General features: G+C 44.8%; 13 protein-coding genes. 9 read left to right on the forward strand and 4 right to left on the reverse strand.

Features of this window, described 5'->3' with window-relative positions:
* Positions 1-54: 54 nt before the first annotated feature.
* The 3 genes from ITG09_20635 (at position 55) to ITG09_20645 (ending at position 4760) form a co-directional block, all read left to right on the forward strand.
* Positions 55-1524 (forward strand): IS1 family transposase, encoded by a 1470-nt coding sequence (locus tag ITG09_20635; GenBank protein UPR53797.1) that lies wholly within the window; start codon positions 55-57, stop codon positions 1522-1524.
* Positions 1525-1710: 186 nt separating this feature from the next.
* Positions 1711-3180, forward strand: coding sequence for a hypothetical protein (locus ITG09_20640; GenBank protein ID UPR53798.1), 1470 nt, complete (start codon positions 1711-1713; stop codon positions 3178-3180).
* Positions 3180-4760, forward strand: coding sequence for a GGDEF domain-containing protein (locus ITG09_20645; protein ID UPR53799.1), 1581 nt, complete (start codon positions 3180-3182; stop codon positions 4758-4760). Before ITG09_20640 ends, ITG09_20645 begins: the two co-directional genes overlap by 1 nt.
* A gap of 11 nt (positions 4761-4771) precedes the next feature.
* Here the strand turns inward: ITG09_20645 and ITG09_20650 are convergent, their stop codons facing one another.
* The gene (locus ITG09_20650) at positions 4772-5680 is read right to left on the reverse strand and encodes a DMT family transporter (GenBank protein ID UPR53800.1); all 909 of its coding nucleotides are present in this window, start codon (positions 5678-5680) and stop codon (positions 4772-4774) included.
* 250 nt (positions 5681-5930) lie between these two features.
* On the opposite strand from ITG09_20650, the gene ITG09_20655 reads away from it, so the two are divergent.
* The 6 genes from ITG09_20655 (at position 5931) to ITG09_20680 (ending at position 11531) form a co-directional block, all read left to right on the forward strand.
* Entirely contained in the window at positions 5931-6326 is a 396-nt protein-coding gene (locus ITG09_20655) for a DUF3302 domain-containing protein (GenBank protein UPR53801.1), read from the forward strand.
* Positions 6326-7456 (forward strand): HlyD family secretion protein, encoded by a 1131-nt coding sequence (locus ITG09_20660; protein ID UPR53802.1) that lies wholly within the window; start codon positions 6326-6328, stop codon positions 7454-7456. Before ITG09_20655 ends, ITG09_20660 begins: the two co-directional genes overlap by 1 nt.
* A 302-nt stretch (positions 7457-7758) precedes the next feature.
* Positions 7759-8307 carry an ECF-type riboflavin transporter substrate-binding protein gene (locus ITG09_20665; GenBank protein UPR53803.1) on the forward strand — a complete coding sequence of 183 codons (549 nt, stop codon included), beginning with the start codon at positions 7759-7761 and terminating at the stop codon, positions 8305-8307.
* A gap of 6 nt (positions 8308-8313) precedes the next feature.
* Complete coding sequence (locus ITG09_20670) at positions 8314-10008, forward strand: ABC transporter ATP-binding protein (GenBank protein UPR53804.1); 1695 nt, start codon at positions 8314-8316, stop codon at positions 10006-10008.
* A complete protein-coding gene (locus ITG09_20675; GenBank protein UPR53805.1) occupies positions 10005-10844 on the forward strand; it encodes an energy-coupling factor transporter transmembrane protein EcfT in 840 nt (279 codons plus the stop codon). The genes ITG09_20670 and ITG09_20675 overlap by 4 nt, the downstream gene beginning before the upstream one ends.
* A 216-nt stretch (positions 10845-11060) precedes the next feature.
* Positions 11061-11531: a TetR/AcrR family transcriptional regulator gene (locus ITG09_20680; GenBank protein ID UPR53806.1), complete on the forward strand. Its 471-nt coding sequence runs from the start codon at positions 11061-11063 to the stop codon at positions 11529-11531.
* 69 nt (positions 11532-11600) lie between these two features.
* Here ITG09_20680 and glgB read toward each other — a convergent pair whose 3' ends face one another.
* The 3 genes from glgB to ITG09_20695 all read right to left on the reverse strand — a co-directional run bounded on the left by glgB (position 11601) and on the right by ITG09_20695 (position 18779).
* Positions 11601-13781, reverse strand: a complete 2181-nt coding sequence (glgB, locus tag ITG09_20685; protein UPR53807.1) for a 1,4-alpha-glucan branching protein GlgB — start codon at positions 13779-13781, stop codon at positions 11601-11603.
* Between the two features lie 175 nt (positions 13782-13956).
* Positions 13957-16137, reverse strand: coding sequence for a 4-alpha-glucanotransferase (gene malQ, locus ITG09_20690; GenBank protein ID UPR53808.1), 2181 nt, complete (start codon positions 16135-16137; stop codon positions 13957-13959).
* Between the two features lie 188 nt (positions 16138-16325).
* On the reverse strand, positions 16326-18779 hold the full coding sequence (locus ITG09_20695; protein UPR53809.1) for a glycogen/starch/alpha-glucan phosphorylase: 2454 nt from the start codon (positions 18777-18779) through the stop codon (positions 16326-16328).
* Positions 18780-19180 lie beyond the last annotated feature (401 nt).

Genomic DNA, 19180 nt, shown 5'->3' on the forward strand with positions numbered 1-19180 from the left:
GTTACCCCGCAGCCAGGCTCGCTTGGCTGCTCAAATAATCCCGAGGGGGAGATCGTGTCTAACGACAAGCTGCCAAAAGATGCGGATGGTTTGCAACTCAACTTTTGTAAAACATTGGCGTGTGACAACTTTGGCTTGAGCGATGCAAAACGGTATGTTTTGCAACACGCGAACCCTAAGCGTCCAGCGATGGTTTGTCGTGAATGTGGAGCTTTCCCCCCCTTACTTAACAATCGTGAAGTGTTAAGCGAACTTCATCGCCTAAGACAACTTCACAGCGATGGGCTCCCCGCTTGTCGTAATGATGATTGCGATAACTTTGGCTTATCGGTTCATACCCATAAACATCTTTATCATGCCTTCGGCTACAGTGGCGACAGGCAGCGTTATCGATGCAAAGACTGCCAATCAACCTTCGTTGATAAATGGTCTGGATCCAATAAAAAACTCCAATTTCAAGAGAACCTCATGGGCTTACTGTTCATGGGCTATTCCGTACGTGAAATCTGCCGAAAATTAGAGATCAACCCAAAGACTTTCTATGATCATGTTGACCATATCGCGAGCCGTTGTCGTCGTAAATTAGCGATGATCGATGCACGATGGGTTAACCATGCTAAAGATTACGAATTCGCATCTCACTACCAGCGTCTGCAACCACAAAGTAATAACGGTGTTGTCTGGATAGCGACGGGCGAAGCGCATTCTGGCTATATCCTTTGCCAACACGTTAACTACTCTCAAAATGAAGAACCATCGGGGAACGTTGACCACAACCCTTATGATGATGTGGCTCGCTTTGTATCCAAAGACCACTCTTCAGAAGCGAATCTCGAACTGCCTCAACCCTCTGACAAACTAAAAGAGCGCATTGAACAGCAGTACCAAGTGATTCTTGCGAGAGGTAACGTTGAGGACCCTATGGGTAACCTCACCACATTTAACTATCCTTCAAAAGGCGCATTAATTCGACCGCCATATACCTCTTATGCTCACTTTCTACATGTGTTGGATATGTGTAACGAAGACAAGCATGTCACCATCTATATGCCACAAGATCCATTACTAAGATCTGCCGCTTTAAGCGTATGTTTACCGCGCATTCAGAGTCAAAATATTGACCTTATGTATGTAGAAGAAGATTCGGGCTGGCAAGACGATCAAAGTTTTGAAAAAATCGACATCGTTCACATGAGTTGGTGGCGAGATCGTTGGGCTATTGCGAATCAAGGTGATAACCAGAAAGGTATCTGCTACCTAACAGGTAACAATCCGGAACCAAAACAGTGGCTTAACACGGCCTCAATTCAACAAACTAAGTTCTATCAACAACGCTTTCAGCTGTTATTTGATAGTTTTATTAATGAGCCCAGACGTAAGCTTCGTCCTGGGGGCATTCTTCCATTGCTCGACATATTTAGAGCTTGGCACAATCTGTGCTATCAAGATAAGCAAGGGCTCACGGCAGCACAACGCTTAGGCGTAGCAGAGCGACCATTAACTCTAAAGCAACTACTTTCATAGCAACAAAGTCTCTAGGTAATTATTCGGGAACTCATTGATTTTAAAGCAACAACATGAGGTAACACCCATAATTAGAAAAGATCGATGTTCCTTTGACGCTCTAAGAAAGATAATTGGTGCTTATCTCAAATTACACTCTTATAATGATTGTGTTATCAATATGTTCGATAATCATGGATCTAAGTCTTGGACAAAAATCAGTACCTTCTTGAAACAGAATTAGAAAAACTCAAAACTCGTGTCGACTCTGAGCCATCGGTGATCCTAGAGATTGCGCAACAATGCCTAGTCCGATCAGAGCAAGTTCTGTTTGAAGAGGGTGCCATACAGTCATTGATGTTAATGGCAAAGTGTAGCTGGAACCTGATGGATTACCAAAAAGGTTTAAAGTACATCAAGGAAGCCTACAAGCGCCAAAACCGATTAGATACCGACCTTTTTCTCCCTGAAATCCTCCATTTACACGCGCTCCAGTTTTGGGGACAAGCCAAGTATTACTCCGCCCAACAGTTCTGGATCAATGCCTTAGAGCAGTCCGCGTTGGTTGATGAAGTCGAAATTCAAATTGAATGCCTCATTGGCCTTGGCAATATTTGGCGAATGACCCACGAATATAAACTTGCACGATCTACCCACCAGCTTGCCGTTAAAGTGGCTAACAATAGTCGCATTGGTTGGTTAGAGGGCAAAGCCAGAATACTGCTCGCGTGGGATTACTACCTGCTCAACAACTATGTTGAAATGCTGTCGGTATTGGACGGAGCAGAAGAAGCATTAAAAGACCATAAAGATAACACTTGGCATGCTGAGGTGTGGGACTTTAGAGGCCTTGCTCTACTTGGCCTTGAACGCTTAGATGATGCAGAGCGAGCCACGGCCAAAGCGCACAATCTAGCAGTTGAACACAACCTAGTTTGGATGAAGGCGCACTCATACATCAGCCGAGCGCGATTGGAGCTCCTGAGAAAAAGACCAGAACAAGCGGCGGAGTTACTAAGGCTCGCGGAACAATCCGCAAACGAGTTCGATAATGGCGAATTACTGAGCCAAATCTGTTACCAACAATCCTTAGTGGCGGAAGAAAACCAAGATTTCCAAGCCGCACTCGTCGCCTTTAAAAAGTACCGTAAATATTCTACCGGAATGCTCAAAGAGCAAACGACACGTGTTGGGTTAGATAAAGCGCGTAGCTCCAAGCGCCAGCTTGAACAGAGAGCACGAAAACTGATTAACCGTATTCGTGGTCAGCACGAGTACGATCCTGAAAAGCACCTCTCTTATGTGGTCTCTGAAACCTTTTGGTGGGAAAAACTGGTGCTGTTCAAGACAGAGCTTAAACGCTCGAACCACAGCATTATCATGTTCCATCATGTCGATACTGATTACTTAGATGTCTGTACTGAGATTGCTCATGCTTTATGTAACCAGAATGACTTCATCGCAAGGCTAAGTTCTGAACGTGTGGCCCTTATGCTTTCCGAAAAAGGCGAAGCCGCAGAGCAAACCTTCCAAACGCTTAGCACCATGCTCGATATCTATCCATGGCATAGAAAAGGATTAAAGGGTTCCAAACCGACCGTCAGCCTCAATGATATTTTGACGTTCCCGTTCACGCTTGAACAACTAGAAAAAGACGATGCTGAGGTCATAGAATAATGGAAACTCTATTAAGCAAGATCACAGACGCCGGTTTAGACCCTTCATCAGTATCAGGTGAAGAAGCGATCATCTTCTGGAACCACATTCGTCAGCATGTGTCGACAACGCAAACAGAACAAGCGCACTGCTATATCATCAGCTCTGAATATCGCGCCGAGTTACAACAAAATCAAACCAGCATCGAAGAGTTGAGACTTGCACTCGACCTGCTCCACCTTCCTGCCGATATCGAAGACATTCTGACAGTCAAAACCAGCTTAAGTGACCGCTTAGTTGAAATTGGTGATTACACGTCAGCACTCAACGAATTCGTCAGTTCATCGACAATCGCGGTTGAACACGGCCATATCGATGAGTATGTGCTAGCCATTTTAGGCATGGGGAACCTATGTGATTCCTATGGCGACCACAACAAAGCCCTTCGCTACTATCAAAAAATTAGCAGCATAGACCATGCGATAAGCAGCCGCTCACTTCGCCTCAAGTTCAAGCTGCATATGGTAGCCAGCTTGCTTCTGCTCAACCGTATTACTGCGGCTAGCGATTTACTAAATGAGTGCGAAGAACTGAGTATTTTGGTGAGTGACAAGTTGCTCACAGCTCAAATATTGCTTTACCAAGCGAAGGTGCTGCGCGCTAAGAAAAAATACCATGAAGCGCTACGTTGTCTGTCTAAAGTTCAATACCCAGCCAACAGCACTCAAGCAAGTTGGCTTGCGACCATGACTCGTCTAGAGCTAGCACATTGCCTAAGTGCAACCGGCAAGCAAGACTACGCAAGTATGATTTTGTCGAGTACAGACAAACGAATGAAAGCCTACTCGTCGCCAGTGCTTGCGAAACGGTTCTGCGACTCTCTGAGTGAAGTATGTATGAATCAAGGGCGCTTTCAAGAAGCACTAAGCTATGAGAAAAAAGGCTACCGAATTGAAACCGATCTGATGAAGCGGATCCCGATCAGTGAACTCGGTGCAAGCCAGCTACGCCGCCTGTCCCGTTTTGAATTACAGCTCAAACTCATTCTCTCTGAACAAGAGAACAAAGAGCTGAAAGAGACGACTGAGCAACACAAGAATGCGGTTGCTCAGCTTCAACAAGACGTATTCACCGATCCATTAACAGGGCTACACAACCGTCGCTGGTTAGATGTGAAACTGAAAGACATGCTGCTGCACGATACCTCTTTTGCACTCATGGTTATCGATATTGACCACTTCAAGTCCATCAACGATGAATTGAGTCACTTAGTGGGTGATAAAGCGATTGTTAGTGTGTCTCAAGAACTGCGCTCATACTTTAAGTTTAGGGGCGCGTCGTGTGTCAGGTTTGGTGGAGAAGAGTTCCTCGTCATTCTTGAGAACACTGATCTTCCTAAAGCAGAAATGCACTCTGAAAATTATCGAGAGCGCATCTTCCAATTCGGTTGGCATGAGATACTTGGGGAGCGCGGTTTGACCGTGAGTATTGGTATCACTTTGCATCGTGACGGAGAAAATACTCAACGTACCTTCTACCGAGCAGACAAAGCGTTGTACCGAGCTAAAGCTAACGGTCGTAACCAGATTTGTACCGAATAATTGAAGCGAAACTATTGATAGAAAAAAAGAGAGATTCCACCTAACGCAGTAAGTGTCCCTATGACACTTTGCTTCGATATCTTTTCTCCATTCAGTGCATAAATCACCAAAATAAAGACCGGACTGGTCGCTATCAACGTTTGTGCAATCGCAGGGTTAGCATTTTTCAACGCAACCTGCTGAAGCCACAGCGCCAAAAATGTTCCGACAAATATTGCCCCTAAAAGCCAAAGCTTGTCGAATTTGGTCATCTCCCATAAATCTCTTTTCATAGACGAGTAAGGCTTACTCTCAACAAAAGGGATAATCAGCATCACGGCAAACACACCTATCGTGAGCCGAATCAGCGCCCCTAACAATGGGGGAATATCACCAGCCACCAAAGCATAATGGGAAATCACCACTCCGGAAGCCTGACAAACACTCGCCACAAGTCCAAATCCAATACCACTCCATTGTGCTTTGTTTTTAGAACCGTCCTCACCATTCACAAACTGAGACGGCTGAAAAACGACAAATGTCACGGCTAAAGTCGTGATGACAACACCGAGCCAGCTTTGCAACGTCAATGCAGCACCTAAAAACATTAATGCCAATACACCAGAAAGAGGTGGAGCCAAAGACTCAAGCAACAAAGTTTTATTCGCGCCAATTCTTTTTAATGCCGCAAAATACGCGCTATCTCCAATCGCGATACCAATAACACCAGAAATGGCCAGTATCCAAAAGTGATTCGCACTCAGTTCAAACTCCGGCATTGGAATAAGAGGCATCACCAGCAACATCATCCCAGACGCCACTACCCCCTTAACAATGTTCAATTGCATCGCAGAGAAGCGATGTCCAAATTGCCCATAGATCCATGTCGCACACGCCCACACAATCGCAGCGCCAATAGCGGCCAATTCACCTATATACATCCGTATTTATCCCTTGTGGTTATGCACGTCATTTAGAATCGTAATTGTCATCGTTTCAACGGAAACACCAACAAGAAAGCTGAAATAGCCTCTTCAAATGCAATGAGATTTTATAATATCCATCAATGCTTTTATCCGCATTAGAAGCGACAACACATTATTTTCAACTTGGTAAATCATTTTTATAACAATTACTTGGATGATAGCGTAGTATATTTATAACTAATATCTAACATTACAAGGATCTGTTATGTTTTTAGACTACTTTGCACTCGGCTTACTGATTTTCGTAGCATTAGTAATCTTTTACGGCATCATCGTTATTCACGATATTCCCTATGAAATTGCGAAAGAACGCAACCACCCTCATCAAGATGCTATTCACGTCTCAGGTTGGGTTAGCCTATTCACCTTACACGCTATTTGGCCCTTCCTTTGGATCTGGGCAACGCTATGGCGTAAAGATCGTGGTTGGGGCTTCGCTAAATTGGAAGAAGAGCAACACGACATTCATCATCGTGTTGATATTTTAATCGATCAGGTTAGCGCGCTTCAGGAAGAAATTGCTCAACTCAAACAAGAAAAGTCCGTAAAAGTGGATACGGATAAAGTTCAAAACAACGTCCAAGATCAGGAGGTTAAGTAATGGATTTACTGCTGATAATGACCTACGCGGCACTTTGCATCACTATTTTCAAAGTGTTTAATATCCCGCTTAACAAATGGACAGTGCCAACCGCCGTTCTTGGTGGCGTTATCATAATAGGTACATTGATCCTATTGATGAACTATAACCATCCTTTTACTCAAATTGGTAACCAAGTTTACTCAACAACGCCGGTCGTTTCAGGCGTAAGAGGTAAAGTTATCGAAGTGCCTGTAGAGGCAAACAAACCCCTCAAACAAGGGGATATCCTTTTCAAGATCGACCCTATCCCATTTGAAGCTGAAGTCGCACGATTAGAGGCGAAAGTAAAAGAAGCAAGCCAAGGTGCTCTTGGGATGGAATCTGAAGTGGCTGAAGCAGAGGCTGCGAAAATCAAAGCCATTGCAGAAAGAGATAAAGCACAGCGTGAATTTTCTCGTTACAAGCGCGGTTATGACAGCGGGGCCTTTACCGAGCAACAATTAGACACTCGCAGACAAGCTTATAAGGCATCAGAAGCCGCCGTGAAAGTAGCAGATGCGAATCTAGAACAAGCAAAAATCGCCTTAGATTCTGAAATCGGTGGCGAGAATACTGCAGTTTTGAGCTTACTAGCTGAATTACGCAAAGCTCAGTTTGATTTAGAACAAACTGTTGTTCGAGCTCCAACTGACGGATACGTTACGCAGTTAGCATTGCGCCCAGGTGTAATGGCAGTGCCGCTTCCTTTAGCTCCGGTGATGACGTTTGTGCACACTGAGGAGCAGTTCTATACCGCTGCGTTCAGACAAAACTCATTACAACGCCTACAACCCGGTTACGAAGCGGAATTTTTGTTTAGAGCACTACCAGGAGAAGTATTCAAAGGGCGCATTGATGAAGTAATTCCAGCTATTGGTGAGAGCCAATTCCAAGCTCGAGGGGCACTTCTAGGTACTGATGCATTGCGTACCAGTGGTCGTGTGTTTGTTAAATTGAGCATCACTGATGATCTGTCGGATTACCATTTGCCTATGGGTACCGCGGTTGAAGTTGCCGTTTATTCTGACAGCTTCACTCACGTATCTATCATGCGTAAGGTCCTTATTCGCATGAAGAGTTGGCAAAACTATCTATACCTAGACCACTAAACGGACGTAGATATGTGACGAGCCCGCTCAACACATTGTTAAGACGAATGAAAAAGCCAGACCCGTTCTGGCTTTTTTGTTGTTTGATTAACCGTAAAATTGCGCTTTTTACACGATATTTAGGTGTTCAGATGGAATTTTAGACATCTAGACACTTACCTTCCCTTATGGAAGGGTTCTACTGTATAATGCGCGCCTTATTTTTTATATTTGCCCAAAAAACGTTCTCATTGAGACGCATATTAATAATGGTGAATATTCGTTCTTTATTAAGCTTTATCTTTCAGTATTTGAGGTTATCTATGAACTTTTCAGCTAAAACAGTGGTCGTTATCGCCATTGGCGCGGCGCTGTACGGCATTGGTGGTTTACCTATGTTTGGTGTCCCAGTGTTTGCGAACACGACATTGAAACCAGCCATGGCAGTCTTAGCACTGTTTTCTGTTTTGTTCGGCCCAATTGTTGGCTTCTTAGTTGGCTTTATCGGTCACTGGGTAACGGATCTGTTCGCAGGCTGGGGCGTGTGGTTAACTTGGGTTTTAGGCTCAGGTATCGTAGGCATGGTTATCGGCTTGTTCCCTATGATGACTAAGAACCGTCTTCAAGAAGGCGAGCTGCCAATTAAAGATTTTGTATTGTTCGTGATACTGGCCCTTGCAGGTAACGTTGTAGGCTATGGCTGCTCTGCGTTCCTAGACACCATCCTATATGCAGAACCGTTTACTAAAGTGTTCACTCAACTGTCTATCATCGCAGCGGGTAACACCGTTCTGATCGCTGTTGTAGGCTTCCTGATCCTAAAATCAGTCGCTAAGCGCAACAAACAAAGCCGCAACCTGACTGAGGCATAAGCGATAATGACTATAGCATTTTCGAACTTCTCTTTTAGATATGAGTCGCTGGATAAACCGACGCTAAAAAATATCAATCTAAGGATAGAGAAAGGAGAGAAAATCGTCATTATTGGACCAAGTGGTAGTGGTAAATCCACCCTAGGTCAGTGTCTTAACGGTCTGATACCTCATGCAATCAAAGGTGAAGTAACGGGCTCTTTAGAGATAAACAGCAAGGATATCTCTGAGTTTTCGATGCACAACTACACCGAGCAAGTAGGCACAGTATTACAAGATACTGACAGCCAGTTTGTGGGTTTGAGTATCGGTGAAGACATCGCTTTCGCACTCGAAAACCAGTTGATGTCGAACATTGACATGTACCCGCTAGTTAAGTCGACTGCAAAAATGGTCGATCTAGCGGACATGCTTGAACGTTCACCTCATGACCTTTCAGGTGGTCAAAAACAGCGAGTATCATTAGCGGGTATCTTAGTTGATGACGTTGATATCTTGCTGTTCGATGAGCCTCTAGCAAGCCTTGACCCTAAAACAGGTAAGGCAACGATTGAGATCATCGACCAGCTGCATAAAGAAACCAACAAGACCATCGTGATTATCGAGCACCGCCTTGAGGATGTCCTACATCGCGATATCGACCGCGTGATCTTAATGGAACGTGGTGAAATCGTCGCTGACACGACACCCGATGAAATCTTAGCTTCTGAACTGCTTGATACACACGGTATTCGTGAACCGCTTTACTTGTCGGCGCTTAAGGCGGCGAAAGCCCCACTAACCAGCGAAGACAAACTGTCAAACCTCAAAACTTTAGACTACAAAAGGTTCCGCCCTGCTGTTCAAGCTTGGTTTGCAGAGCGCCCTGCCCCAGTAGCAGATAAGCAATATACTCCTTTACTTGAAGTTCATGGTCTGACTTATTCTTATGACGGCGAGAAAAACGCACTCGAAGATGTCAGCTTCAAGATTGGTAAAGGTGAGTTTGTTTCGATTCTGGGCAAAAACGGTTCGGGTAAATCTACCATCACTAAACTCATCATGGGTGTGATCGATGCCGATTCAGGCTCTTCCTATCTAAATGGTGAAGACCTATCTGAGCTTTCTATCTTTGAAAGAAGTCAGAAAGTCGGTGTCGTGATGCAGAACCCAAATCATATGATCTCGCATCATATGATTTTCGACGAGATTGCTTTTGGTCTGCGTAACCGCAACATTGCAGAAGAACTGATCACAAAAAAAGTAGAGCATGTTCTCGAGCTGTGTGGGCTGAGCAAGTTCCGCCACTGGCCGATCGAAGCACTAAGCTACGGTCAGAAAAAACGTGTAACCATCGCATCTATCTTAGTGTTGGAGCCTGAGCTTCTTATCTTGGATGAACCGACTGCAGGTCAAGATTACCGCAACTACACATCCATGCTGGCCTTCATCCAAAAACTAAACCGTGATTTGGGTATTACCGTTGTGATCATTTCACACGACATGCATCTCGTTCTTGAGTACACCACACGCTCAATCGTGATTGCCGATAGCAAGCTGATTGCCAATGCCGCGATGACGGAAGTATTTAGTCAGCCATCACTTCTAGAACGTGCAAACCTTTGTACCACCAGCATTTATGAACTCGCGACTATGATGAAAATCGACGATACTAATGCGTTCATGCAGTACTTCATCGACTACGAGAGAAGTGCTCAATGAACTCATCAAAAGTAAAATTCGGCATCAATTACATTGATACAAAATCACCGCTTCATGCACTCAACGGCATTACCAAATTTGCACTCTTCTTAGCTTGGGTAACCGTGGTGTTAACTACGTTTGACCTAAGGTTGATTACGCTGCTTATTGTGACTGGTTTATACCTGCTGAAGCTTACCAATGTGCCTGTATGCGTGTATAAGCCTTTGTTATTGGGTACGGCGAGTGTATTAAGCCTAAATGCTTTGTTCATGTATTTGCTTGCTCCACAGCAAGGTACTGAGCTCATCGGCAGCGAAACCTTATTGCTTACATTGCCGGGTAACTACTCGTTGAGCCAAGAGACTCTGTTTTACTTAATCACTGTCACGCTCAAGTACATGAGCATGTTCCCGATAGCGTTGATTTTTGTCTTCACAACACATCCGACTGAATTCGCAGCGAGCCTCAACCGTATCGGTGTTCCTTACAAGATCGCCTACGCGGTGAGCTTAACACTGCGTTACTTGCCAGAAGTTAAGAAAGACTTCATCAATATCATGCATGCTCAGCAGGCTCGTGGTGTGGAACTCTCAAAGAAAGCGCCCTTAATTACTCGTATCAAAAATGTGGCTAAGGTTCTAGGCCCGCTTATTTTCTCTAGCTTGGACCGCGCAGACGAGATATCGAATGCAATGACGTTGCGAGGTTTTGGACGACACAAAGCACGCACTTGGTACAGTTATGCACCTTTGAAGCGTGTCGACTTTATTTGTTTAGCCGTTATCGCATTAGTCGTGATACTCGCCATCACAAAGCGAGTACTTGAAGACCAACTGTTCTGGTACCCTTTCTAGCCTAGCAAAGTCATAGACAACACTGTTAAAGAATCAAAGGCCACTTAGTTAAGTGGCCTTTTTTAACACTAAACAGTAGTTTATGTATAAATTATCGATTAATTATATCTTTTTATGCGTAATTTTTTGTTTTTTAAGGTCTATTACGGAATATTTTGTTAACATCCTCAATCCGTAATTTCTATACAGAATGTCACACCTAATGTGGGATTTATAATGGCTCGAATAACTCAAGTACAGAAACTAGAAAACCAAAAAAACTACGATGAAATCGTATTAAACCTTTTTCTGGCTGAAGGACATGAAGCTCTAACTTATGCAAGGATTGCCCAAGAAATTGGCATTAGTTTAACAACGCTTCAGGGCTATTATCCATCGACACGTGCTATCCGAACAGTGCTTCACAAGCACATGTTATCGATTGTTATAGAGAACCTAGATTTCGCTTCGGAAGAGGTATTTCTTCAATCATGGCAAAATGCTTTAGACAATGAACAATTCCGATACGTTATCAAACTGATGTTTTTTCATGCCTCACAGGTCAAAAGTCCAGAAGCATTCAATGTCAGTTCAGATGGTCTGTTTCGTGAAAAAATGCTGAATAGCTTCGGGACCGACTCGGTTCGAATCCTTGAAACGGTAATAGGACGTTCAATGTTCTACCTAACGAATTTCAAAAAGCATTAAGCAAAACAGATAGAAACAAAAAGGGAGCCTTCAGGCTCCCTTTTTCATATTCTCAGTTTGTTTATCGACCTAATTTAGCTTGTAAAAAACGGTCGATAACGGCGGTAAACGCAGCTCAATCGATGTATCTAGCCCTTCGCTTTCTACTGATTCAATCTCAGCTGTCTGCTTCACTTCAAAACCACTACCTGCATAATCCACAGAGTCTGTATTCAACAGCAGTGAGTACTCACCTTTTGATGGAACACCTAAGCGGAAATGCTCGTGAGGAACAGGCGTAAAGTTAGAGACAATTAATACACGCTCACCAGACTCACTAATACGTTCGTGCGCTAAGATGCTCGCTTCTGCAGAATCCTGTAAACGCCATTCAAAACCTTTCGGGTCAAAATCGAGATCATGCATTGCAGCTTCAGAGCGGTATAGATTGTTCAGATCTCTGGTTAAGCACTGAACGCCTTGATGACGTTTGTAATCCAGCAAGAACCATTGTAGTTGATCATCGTGATTCCATTCAGCCGTCTGGCCAAACTCAGCGCCCATGAAGTTCAGCTTCTTACCTGGTTGCGCATACATGTAACCCATATAAGCACGTAAGTTGGCCGTTTGTTGCCATTCATCACCAGGCATCTTGTCGTGGATAGAGCCCTTACCGTAAACTACTTCATCGTGAGACAGAGACAAGACGTAGTTCTCACTGTGTGCGTAAACCAGTGGGAAAGTAATTGTATCGTGGTGATATTTACGATTGATTGGGTCTTCTTGAATGTAAGACAAGCTGTCGTGCATCCAACCCATGTTCCACTTAAAGCCAAAGCCTAAGCCGCCCATAAAAGTCGGTGCTGAAACACCTGGGAAAGCCGTCGATTCTTCGGCAATCGTCATCGCATTCGGGAAGTGCTTGTACACTTCTTCGTTCATCCATTTAAGAGTTGCGATAGCGTCGTAGTTTTCGTTGCCGCCGTCTACGTTCGGGATCCATTGGTCATGGCTACGCGAATAATCGAGGTACAACATCGAAGCAACCGCATCAACACGGATGCCATCGATATGGAATTGTTCGAACCAGTAAAGTGCATTAGAAACTAAGAAACGACGAACATGCTCTTTACCTAAATCGTAAATGTACGAGTTCCAATCTTGATGCCAACCACGACGCGGGTCCGGATCATGGAACAATGGCGTACCATCGAAGTTTGCTAGGCCATGATCATCACTTGGGAAGTGAGCAGGAACCCAATCAAGTACTACACCAAGACCCGCTTGGTGACATTGGTCTACAAAGTATTTGAAATCATCTGGAGAACCAAAACGACTAGTCGGTGCAAATAGACCAACAGGTTGATAGCCCCACGAACCGTAGAATGGGTGCTCTGAAACTGGCATTAGCTCAACGTGCGTGTAACCAAGATCAGTTAGGTATGGGATCAGCTCAGCCGCAAGCTCGCGATAATTTAAGAATTCACCTTCAGCGTTACGCTTCCAAGAACCGGCGTGCAGCTCGTAGAACGAAAGCGCTTCTTTACGCTTTTGCGTTACAGGGCGATTCTGCCACTTAGCATCTTGCCACTCGTAACGAGCGTGATCGTAAGTCACAGACGAGAACGAAGGGTATTGCTCAGAGTAGAAACCCCATGGGTCAGCTTTGTGTGGTAAGCCTTCGCCATTTGGTCCTTTTAATTCAAACTTGTATTGAGCACCTTCTTCCAGTTCAGGAATGAATAGACCCCACATACCGTAATCTAGGCGTTGCATTGGGTGGCGACGGCCATCCCAAGCGTTGAAGTTACCCACCAAGCTTGCCGCAGTTGCATGCGGTGCGTACACCAAGAAACGCGTACCTGAAATCGTCTGTCCATCACGCTCTAGCGTAATAAACTGAGCTCCCATGTGATGATACATATCTTTAGGTGTATGAAGATCTTCATAACTCGCGTACAGATCGTGGTACTGGTATGGATCATCGATGATCTGCTCTACCCCAGCCCAATCAACCGCAAGCTTATAGTGAGTGAAACGTAGGTCTCTTTTTTGCTTTAGGATGAAGCCACTTTCACCCTCTCGCGCTAACTCAATACGAGGTTCCTTTCCAACGATCAACTCTACTTTATCTGCCCCTGGAATCCATACTCTTAATGCACCTTGATCTGAAGGTAAGTACGGCCCTAAAAACGCAAACGGGTCAGTGAAACAAGCCTGTGATAGTTGGGTATATATTTGTTTTTGCTTTGAAATCGAACTTAGTTCCAAAACGTTTCTCCCTAACCAAACATCCAAAAAATATAATACAAAAATGCCCGCTATTAGTGCGGGCAATATAACAACAATTTATTCTACCAGATGAGCATTCATTATTGAGTGACCGAGGTTGTAGTTTCGTACGCCGTAAGCAAAAAACCACTTATTTTCAAGTCACTCAACGTCATTACTTACCTGCTTTTTCTCGAACGTCAGTCAGCTTAGAAGCGATACGATTGACGCCTTCATGAGCGAAAATTTCGTCCAAGTTCATGGATAGTTTACGACGCCAGTTAGGGTATTCATCTACAGTGCCAGGAATGTTTACTGGCTTGTCCATCTCTAACCAATCTTCCAACTGAACACTCAATAATGTTGAACCACCAGCCGCAACGTGCAGTTGAAGTGCTTCAGCAAGATAAGAATCCATCGGTACTTGGCTTGCATCGCGGCCAACACCCTCAGGTAAGAAGCCATGCCATGCCACTGAATCTAAGATACCTTGTTTGCACTCCAGACGGTCATCGAATAGGGTTTCTAGCTGTTCTGCATCTGGGTATAAACCAATCTCTTGACCCACCTTCAAATCATCACAGTGCCAGAAACCGCGTAGCGTTGGCATATCGTGAGTACATAATGCTGCCATCGATTGTGGTGCGTAGTGTTTCGGTGAAATGAAACCACCATCGTCTTCCGATGTTTCGAAGAAGAATACTTTGTAAGAATGTACGCCCGCATCCGCTAGGATATCAACGATTTCGTCTGGCACGGTGCCTAAGTCTTCACCGATAACGCTGCATTGGTAACGGTGAGATTCAAGCGCCAGAATCGACAGCATATCTTGCACTGGGTAGTAGATGTACGCGCCCTTAGTTGCGTTCTCACCCTTTGGAATCCACCACAAACGCAGTAGACCTAAAACGTGGTCAATACGCAGTGCACCACAGTGCTTCATGTTGGCACGAAGCAATTTAATGTACGCGTCGTAGCTAGTTTCCAATAGGACTTCAGGGTTAAGTGGTGGCAGACCCCAGTTCTGACCTAGAGGACCAAGAATATCCGGTGGAGCACCAATGCTCGCATCCATCACTAGGTTGCCTTCATCAGCCCATGTTTCGCTACCTGAATCCGCAACGCCTACCGCTAAATCACGATACAGGCCAACCGCCATGCCTTTCTCTTCTGCAAGAGACTGTGCATCGTTGATCTGGCAATCTGCTAGCCATTGTAGATACATATACAGATGAACGTTTTCTAGGTTCTCTTTGATGTATTTCTGTGTCGCTGGGCTGTCGAATGTACGGTACTTCTCAGGGAATACCGGCCATCCCCACATGCCAGAGTCTTCTGCGTGCAGTTCGCCATGCAGAGCATCAAACGCCGCTTGATGCATCAGGCTTTCACCTCCCTCTTCAACGAAGGCTAAGAACGCTTGTGCACGATCGCTGTTTTTGTCTAAATGACGAGTCTTAAATTCTGCGAATAACAGAGGCAAGATACTCATCTTAAGCTCAGACACTTCGGTGTAGTTTACCCAATGTGCTTCACGAGCTTTCTGTAGGCGCTGTTGGAATTCAGCGCTGCCTACGGTTTGTTGTGCTTCTGCACTTAACGCAAATTCAGGAACTGAACTCACATCAATGTATAGAATGTTCAACCAGCGACGAGAAGACGGGCTGTATGGGCTCGCACCTTCAGGGTTCGCAGGGAATAATGAGTGAATTGGGTTTAGACCAACGAAATCACCACCGCGAGATGCGATATCCGCAACAAGCTGTTTTAGGTCACCGAAATCACCAATACCCCAGTTGTGCTGAGTTCTTAGTGTGTAAAGTTGAACGCTTGGTCCCCAAAGCTTTTTGCCTTGCTCGATTGGCGACTGCTTGAAACACGCTTTTGGCGTAATAATCAGTGTCATCTCGTAAGGCTTCTTACGGCGCTTACGGCTCACAATGAGCTTGTGGTAACCCCATGCCAAATCACTTGGCAATGCAAACACTAAAGGGCCACCCTCGGCGCGCTCGTCACGAACGACTTGAGATTGAAGATAGCCTTCAAGTACCTCTCCTTGCTCGGTTTCTAAGCGCCAGCTGAACTCACTTTCACGAGCACTTACACCTAGATTAAGCGCCACTTCTACTGGCTCACCGTCACGCAAGACAAGAACTGGGTCTAGTACATCTTTTTTGTGTTTTCTTTCTGCTGACTTAAGCAGTGCATCATCGCTGCTTGTATCGTAGCCCAACGAAGCCAATAGAGACGTGATCGTCTCGTCTGATACTTGTGCTTCATCGCCCCACGCACTAACGTAACTGTCGGCAATGTTTGCCATTTCTGCGACTTGTTTTAATACGGTCTGTTCTTTCATCGCTCTCTCCGAAAACGTTCTGACGCTTTCTATTTTGTAGGGTTGTTAATTTAAATTTTTACTAATCAATTAGCTTGTGACAATCGGTTTGTAAGCAGCTTGTTTATAAACGACAAACCTTTAAGCCTTTCGTTTGCTCACAAGCTAATTGAGCCAAGGCAGAAACTGCCTTGGCTACTTTGGATGTATTAACGGTTAACCGCTTCTAGCTTCCAGATGTTGTTCACGTAGTCGCGGATTGAGCGATCTGATGTGAACTTACCAACCAATGCTGTGTTAAGAATCGCTTTCTTAGCCCAACCTGCTTGGTCTTTGTATTGCGTGCCCATGTCTTCGTGCGCTTTCACGTAAGAAGCGAAGTCTGCTAGACATAGGTAAGGGTCACCGCCGTCTAGCAGGCTGTCAAACGTTGCACGTAGAAGGCCTGGTTGACCTGGAGAGAACTCATCGCCAGTCAATAGGTCTAGAGATGCTTTCAGTAGCGGGTCTGCATTGTAGTAATCGTATGGGTTGTAACCCTGAGCTTTCAATGCAACAACACCATCAACGTCTAAGCCGAAGATGTAGATGTTTTCATCGCCAACTTCTTCACGGATCTCAACGTTTGCACCATCCATCGTACCGATAGTTAGAGCGCCGTTTAGAGCCATCTTCATGTTGCCCGTACCCGATGCTTCTTTACCAGCCAGTGAGATTTGCTGAGAAACGTCTGCTGCAGGGATGATGATTTCAGCCATGCTTACACGATAGTCAGGGATGAATACCACTTTAAGCTTGTTACCGATGCGAGGATCGTTGTTGATCTTCTCTGCAATCTTGTTAACCGCGAAGATGATTTCTTTTGCTAGGTGGTAACCCGGTGCTGCTTTCGCTGCGAAGAAACATACGCGTGGCTCACACTCGAAACCAGGTTCGTTAAGAATGCGGTGGTACAGAGATAGAATGTGTAGCAAATCTAGGTGTTGACGCTTGTATTCGTGTAGACGTTTAATTTGCACGTCGAAGATAGCGTTAGTATCTAGCTCGATACCCATGTTCTCTTGAACCCAATCAGCAAGGCGCTGTTTGTTTTCTTTCTTAACAGCCATGAATTCTTTTTGGAATTTCGCGTCTGTTGCAAACTTAGCGATGCCTTCAAGCTGCTCAAGTTTTGCAGGCCACTCAGTACCGATCTTGCCAGTGATTAGCGTAGATAGACCTGGGTTACAGAACTTCAACCAACGACGTGGCGTGATGCCGTTCGTTACGTTAGTCAATTTGCCTGGGAAGATTTCGTTGAACTCAGGGAACAAGTCTTTCTTAACCAATTGAGAGTGAAGTGCAGCTACACCGTTTACTTTGTAAGAACCAATCACACATAGGTTTGCCATGCGAACCATACGGTGGAAACCTTCTTGGATGATAGAAAGCTTCGCTTGCTTCTCACCGTCACCAGGCCACATCTTACGAACTTCTTGCATGAAACGGTGGTTGATTTCAAAGATGATTTCCATGTGACGTGGAAGAAGACGGTTGATCAGAGATTCAGACCAAGTCTCTAGCGCTTCTGGAAGCAGTGTGTGGTTCGTGTATGCGAACGTATGAGCACTGATTTCCCAAGCTTGGTCCCAAGTTAAACCTTTCTCATCAATCAGGATGCGCATCAATTCAGGGATAGCGATCGTTGGGTGCGTATCGTTTAGCTGAATTGTTTCTTGCTTAGGCAGATCTTCTAGAGAGAAACCTGCTGCTTCGTGGCGACGTAGAATATCGCGAACAGACGCCGCTGAATGGAAGTACTGCTGCATTAAACGCAGAGTCTTACCTTTCTCGTGGTTGTCGTTCGGGTAAAGTACTTTAGTAATATTACCTGCATCGATTAGCGAGTGTTGCGCTTCGAAGTAATCACCGTTGTTAAAGCTTGCTAGTGAGAATGGTGCAATTGCCTGACATTCCCAAAGACGCAGCGGGTAAACCGTGTTTGACTCGTAACCTACGATAGGTAGATCCCAAGGCATTGCTTTCACTTCCATACCTGGAACCCAAGTACGTACTTCTTTACCGTCGATATATTCAACTTCAACGTGACCGTAGAAACCAATGTGCTGTGCTAGTTCTGGACGAGCGACTTCCCATGGATAACCTTCAACACCACGCCATGCGTCAGGTGCTTCTTGTTGACGACCATCTTGGAAAGATTGCTTGAATAGACCGTACTCGTAGTGAAGACCGTAGCCTACTGTTGGGTATTCTTGAGCGGCACAAGAATCCATAAAACAAGCAGCTAGACGTCCAAGACCACCATTACCTAGTGATGGGTCACGTTCTTCTTCTAGAAGGTCAGTTAGATTTTGACCTAGCTCTTCCATGGCATGAGTGATCTGTTCGTATAGACCCATGCTGATCAGGTTGTTACCTGTTAGACGACCAATCAAAAACTCTAGTGATAGGTAGTTAACGCTCTTCGCGTTCTTAATTTTTTCATCATTTTCAGTTTCTAACAGGTCAAAAGTCGTTAGCTCTGCAAGAGCACGACCCATTGCTAGATACCATGAACGGCTGTCTGCTGTTTCAACGGTTGTTGCGTAGGTTGCAGATAAATGTTTCTTAACACTCTCTTGGAATGACACTTTATCGAAAGTTTTTTGCTGAGTTGGTTTCATTTCAGAAATCTCGCTTTTAATAGTTCTAATTCATCTGTGACATATCGTGCATGGTCACCATAAACTAAACATCCTCCCGCTAACGCAACTGACTAGGAGTAGATGGGAGGGCGTAGGGGGCGTACCGACTTAGGGTTAGTGATCTGACTCTCATGTTCTGACTTCGAACAAAAACTTGAAGTGACTAAGATCACAAGCTCCCGTTCGATAACTTAACTTCAATTGATGTGACTTTTATTTAACCAAATGAAAGTCATTGTCAAATCTGATATTCAGATCACGAAAATAATTTCTAGCTCTCATCTTTTGCATAGATTTCCGTGTAGAGACGAACGAAGTCACATTCCCAAACCAACCCGTAACGTGAGCAAGGTCTCAAATAAAGGGCGTAGACACCCAAA

Origin of the sequence: Vibrio cyclitrophicus (genome assembly GCA_023206055.1) — a bacterium.
Lineage (GTDB): Bacteria > Pseudomonadota > Gammaproteobacteria > Enterobacterales > Vibrionaceae > Vibrio > Vibrio cyclitrophicus_A.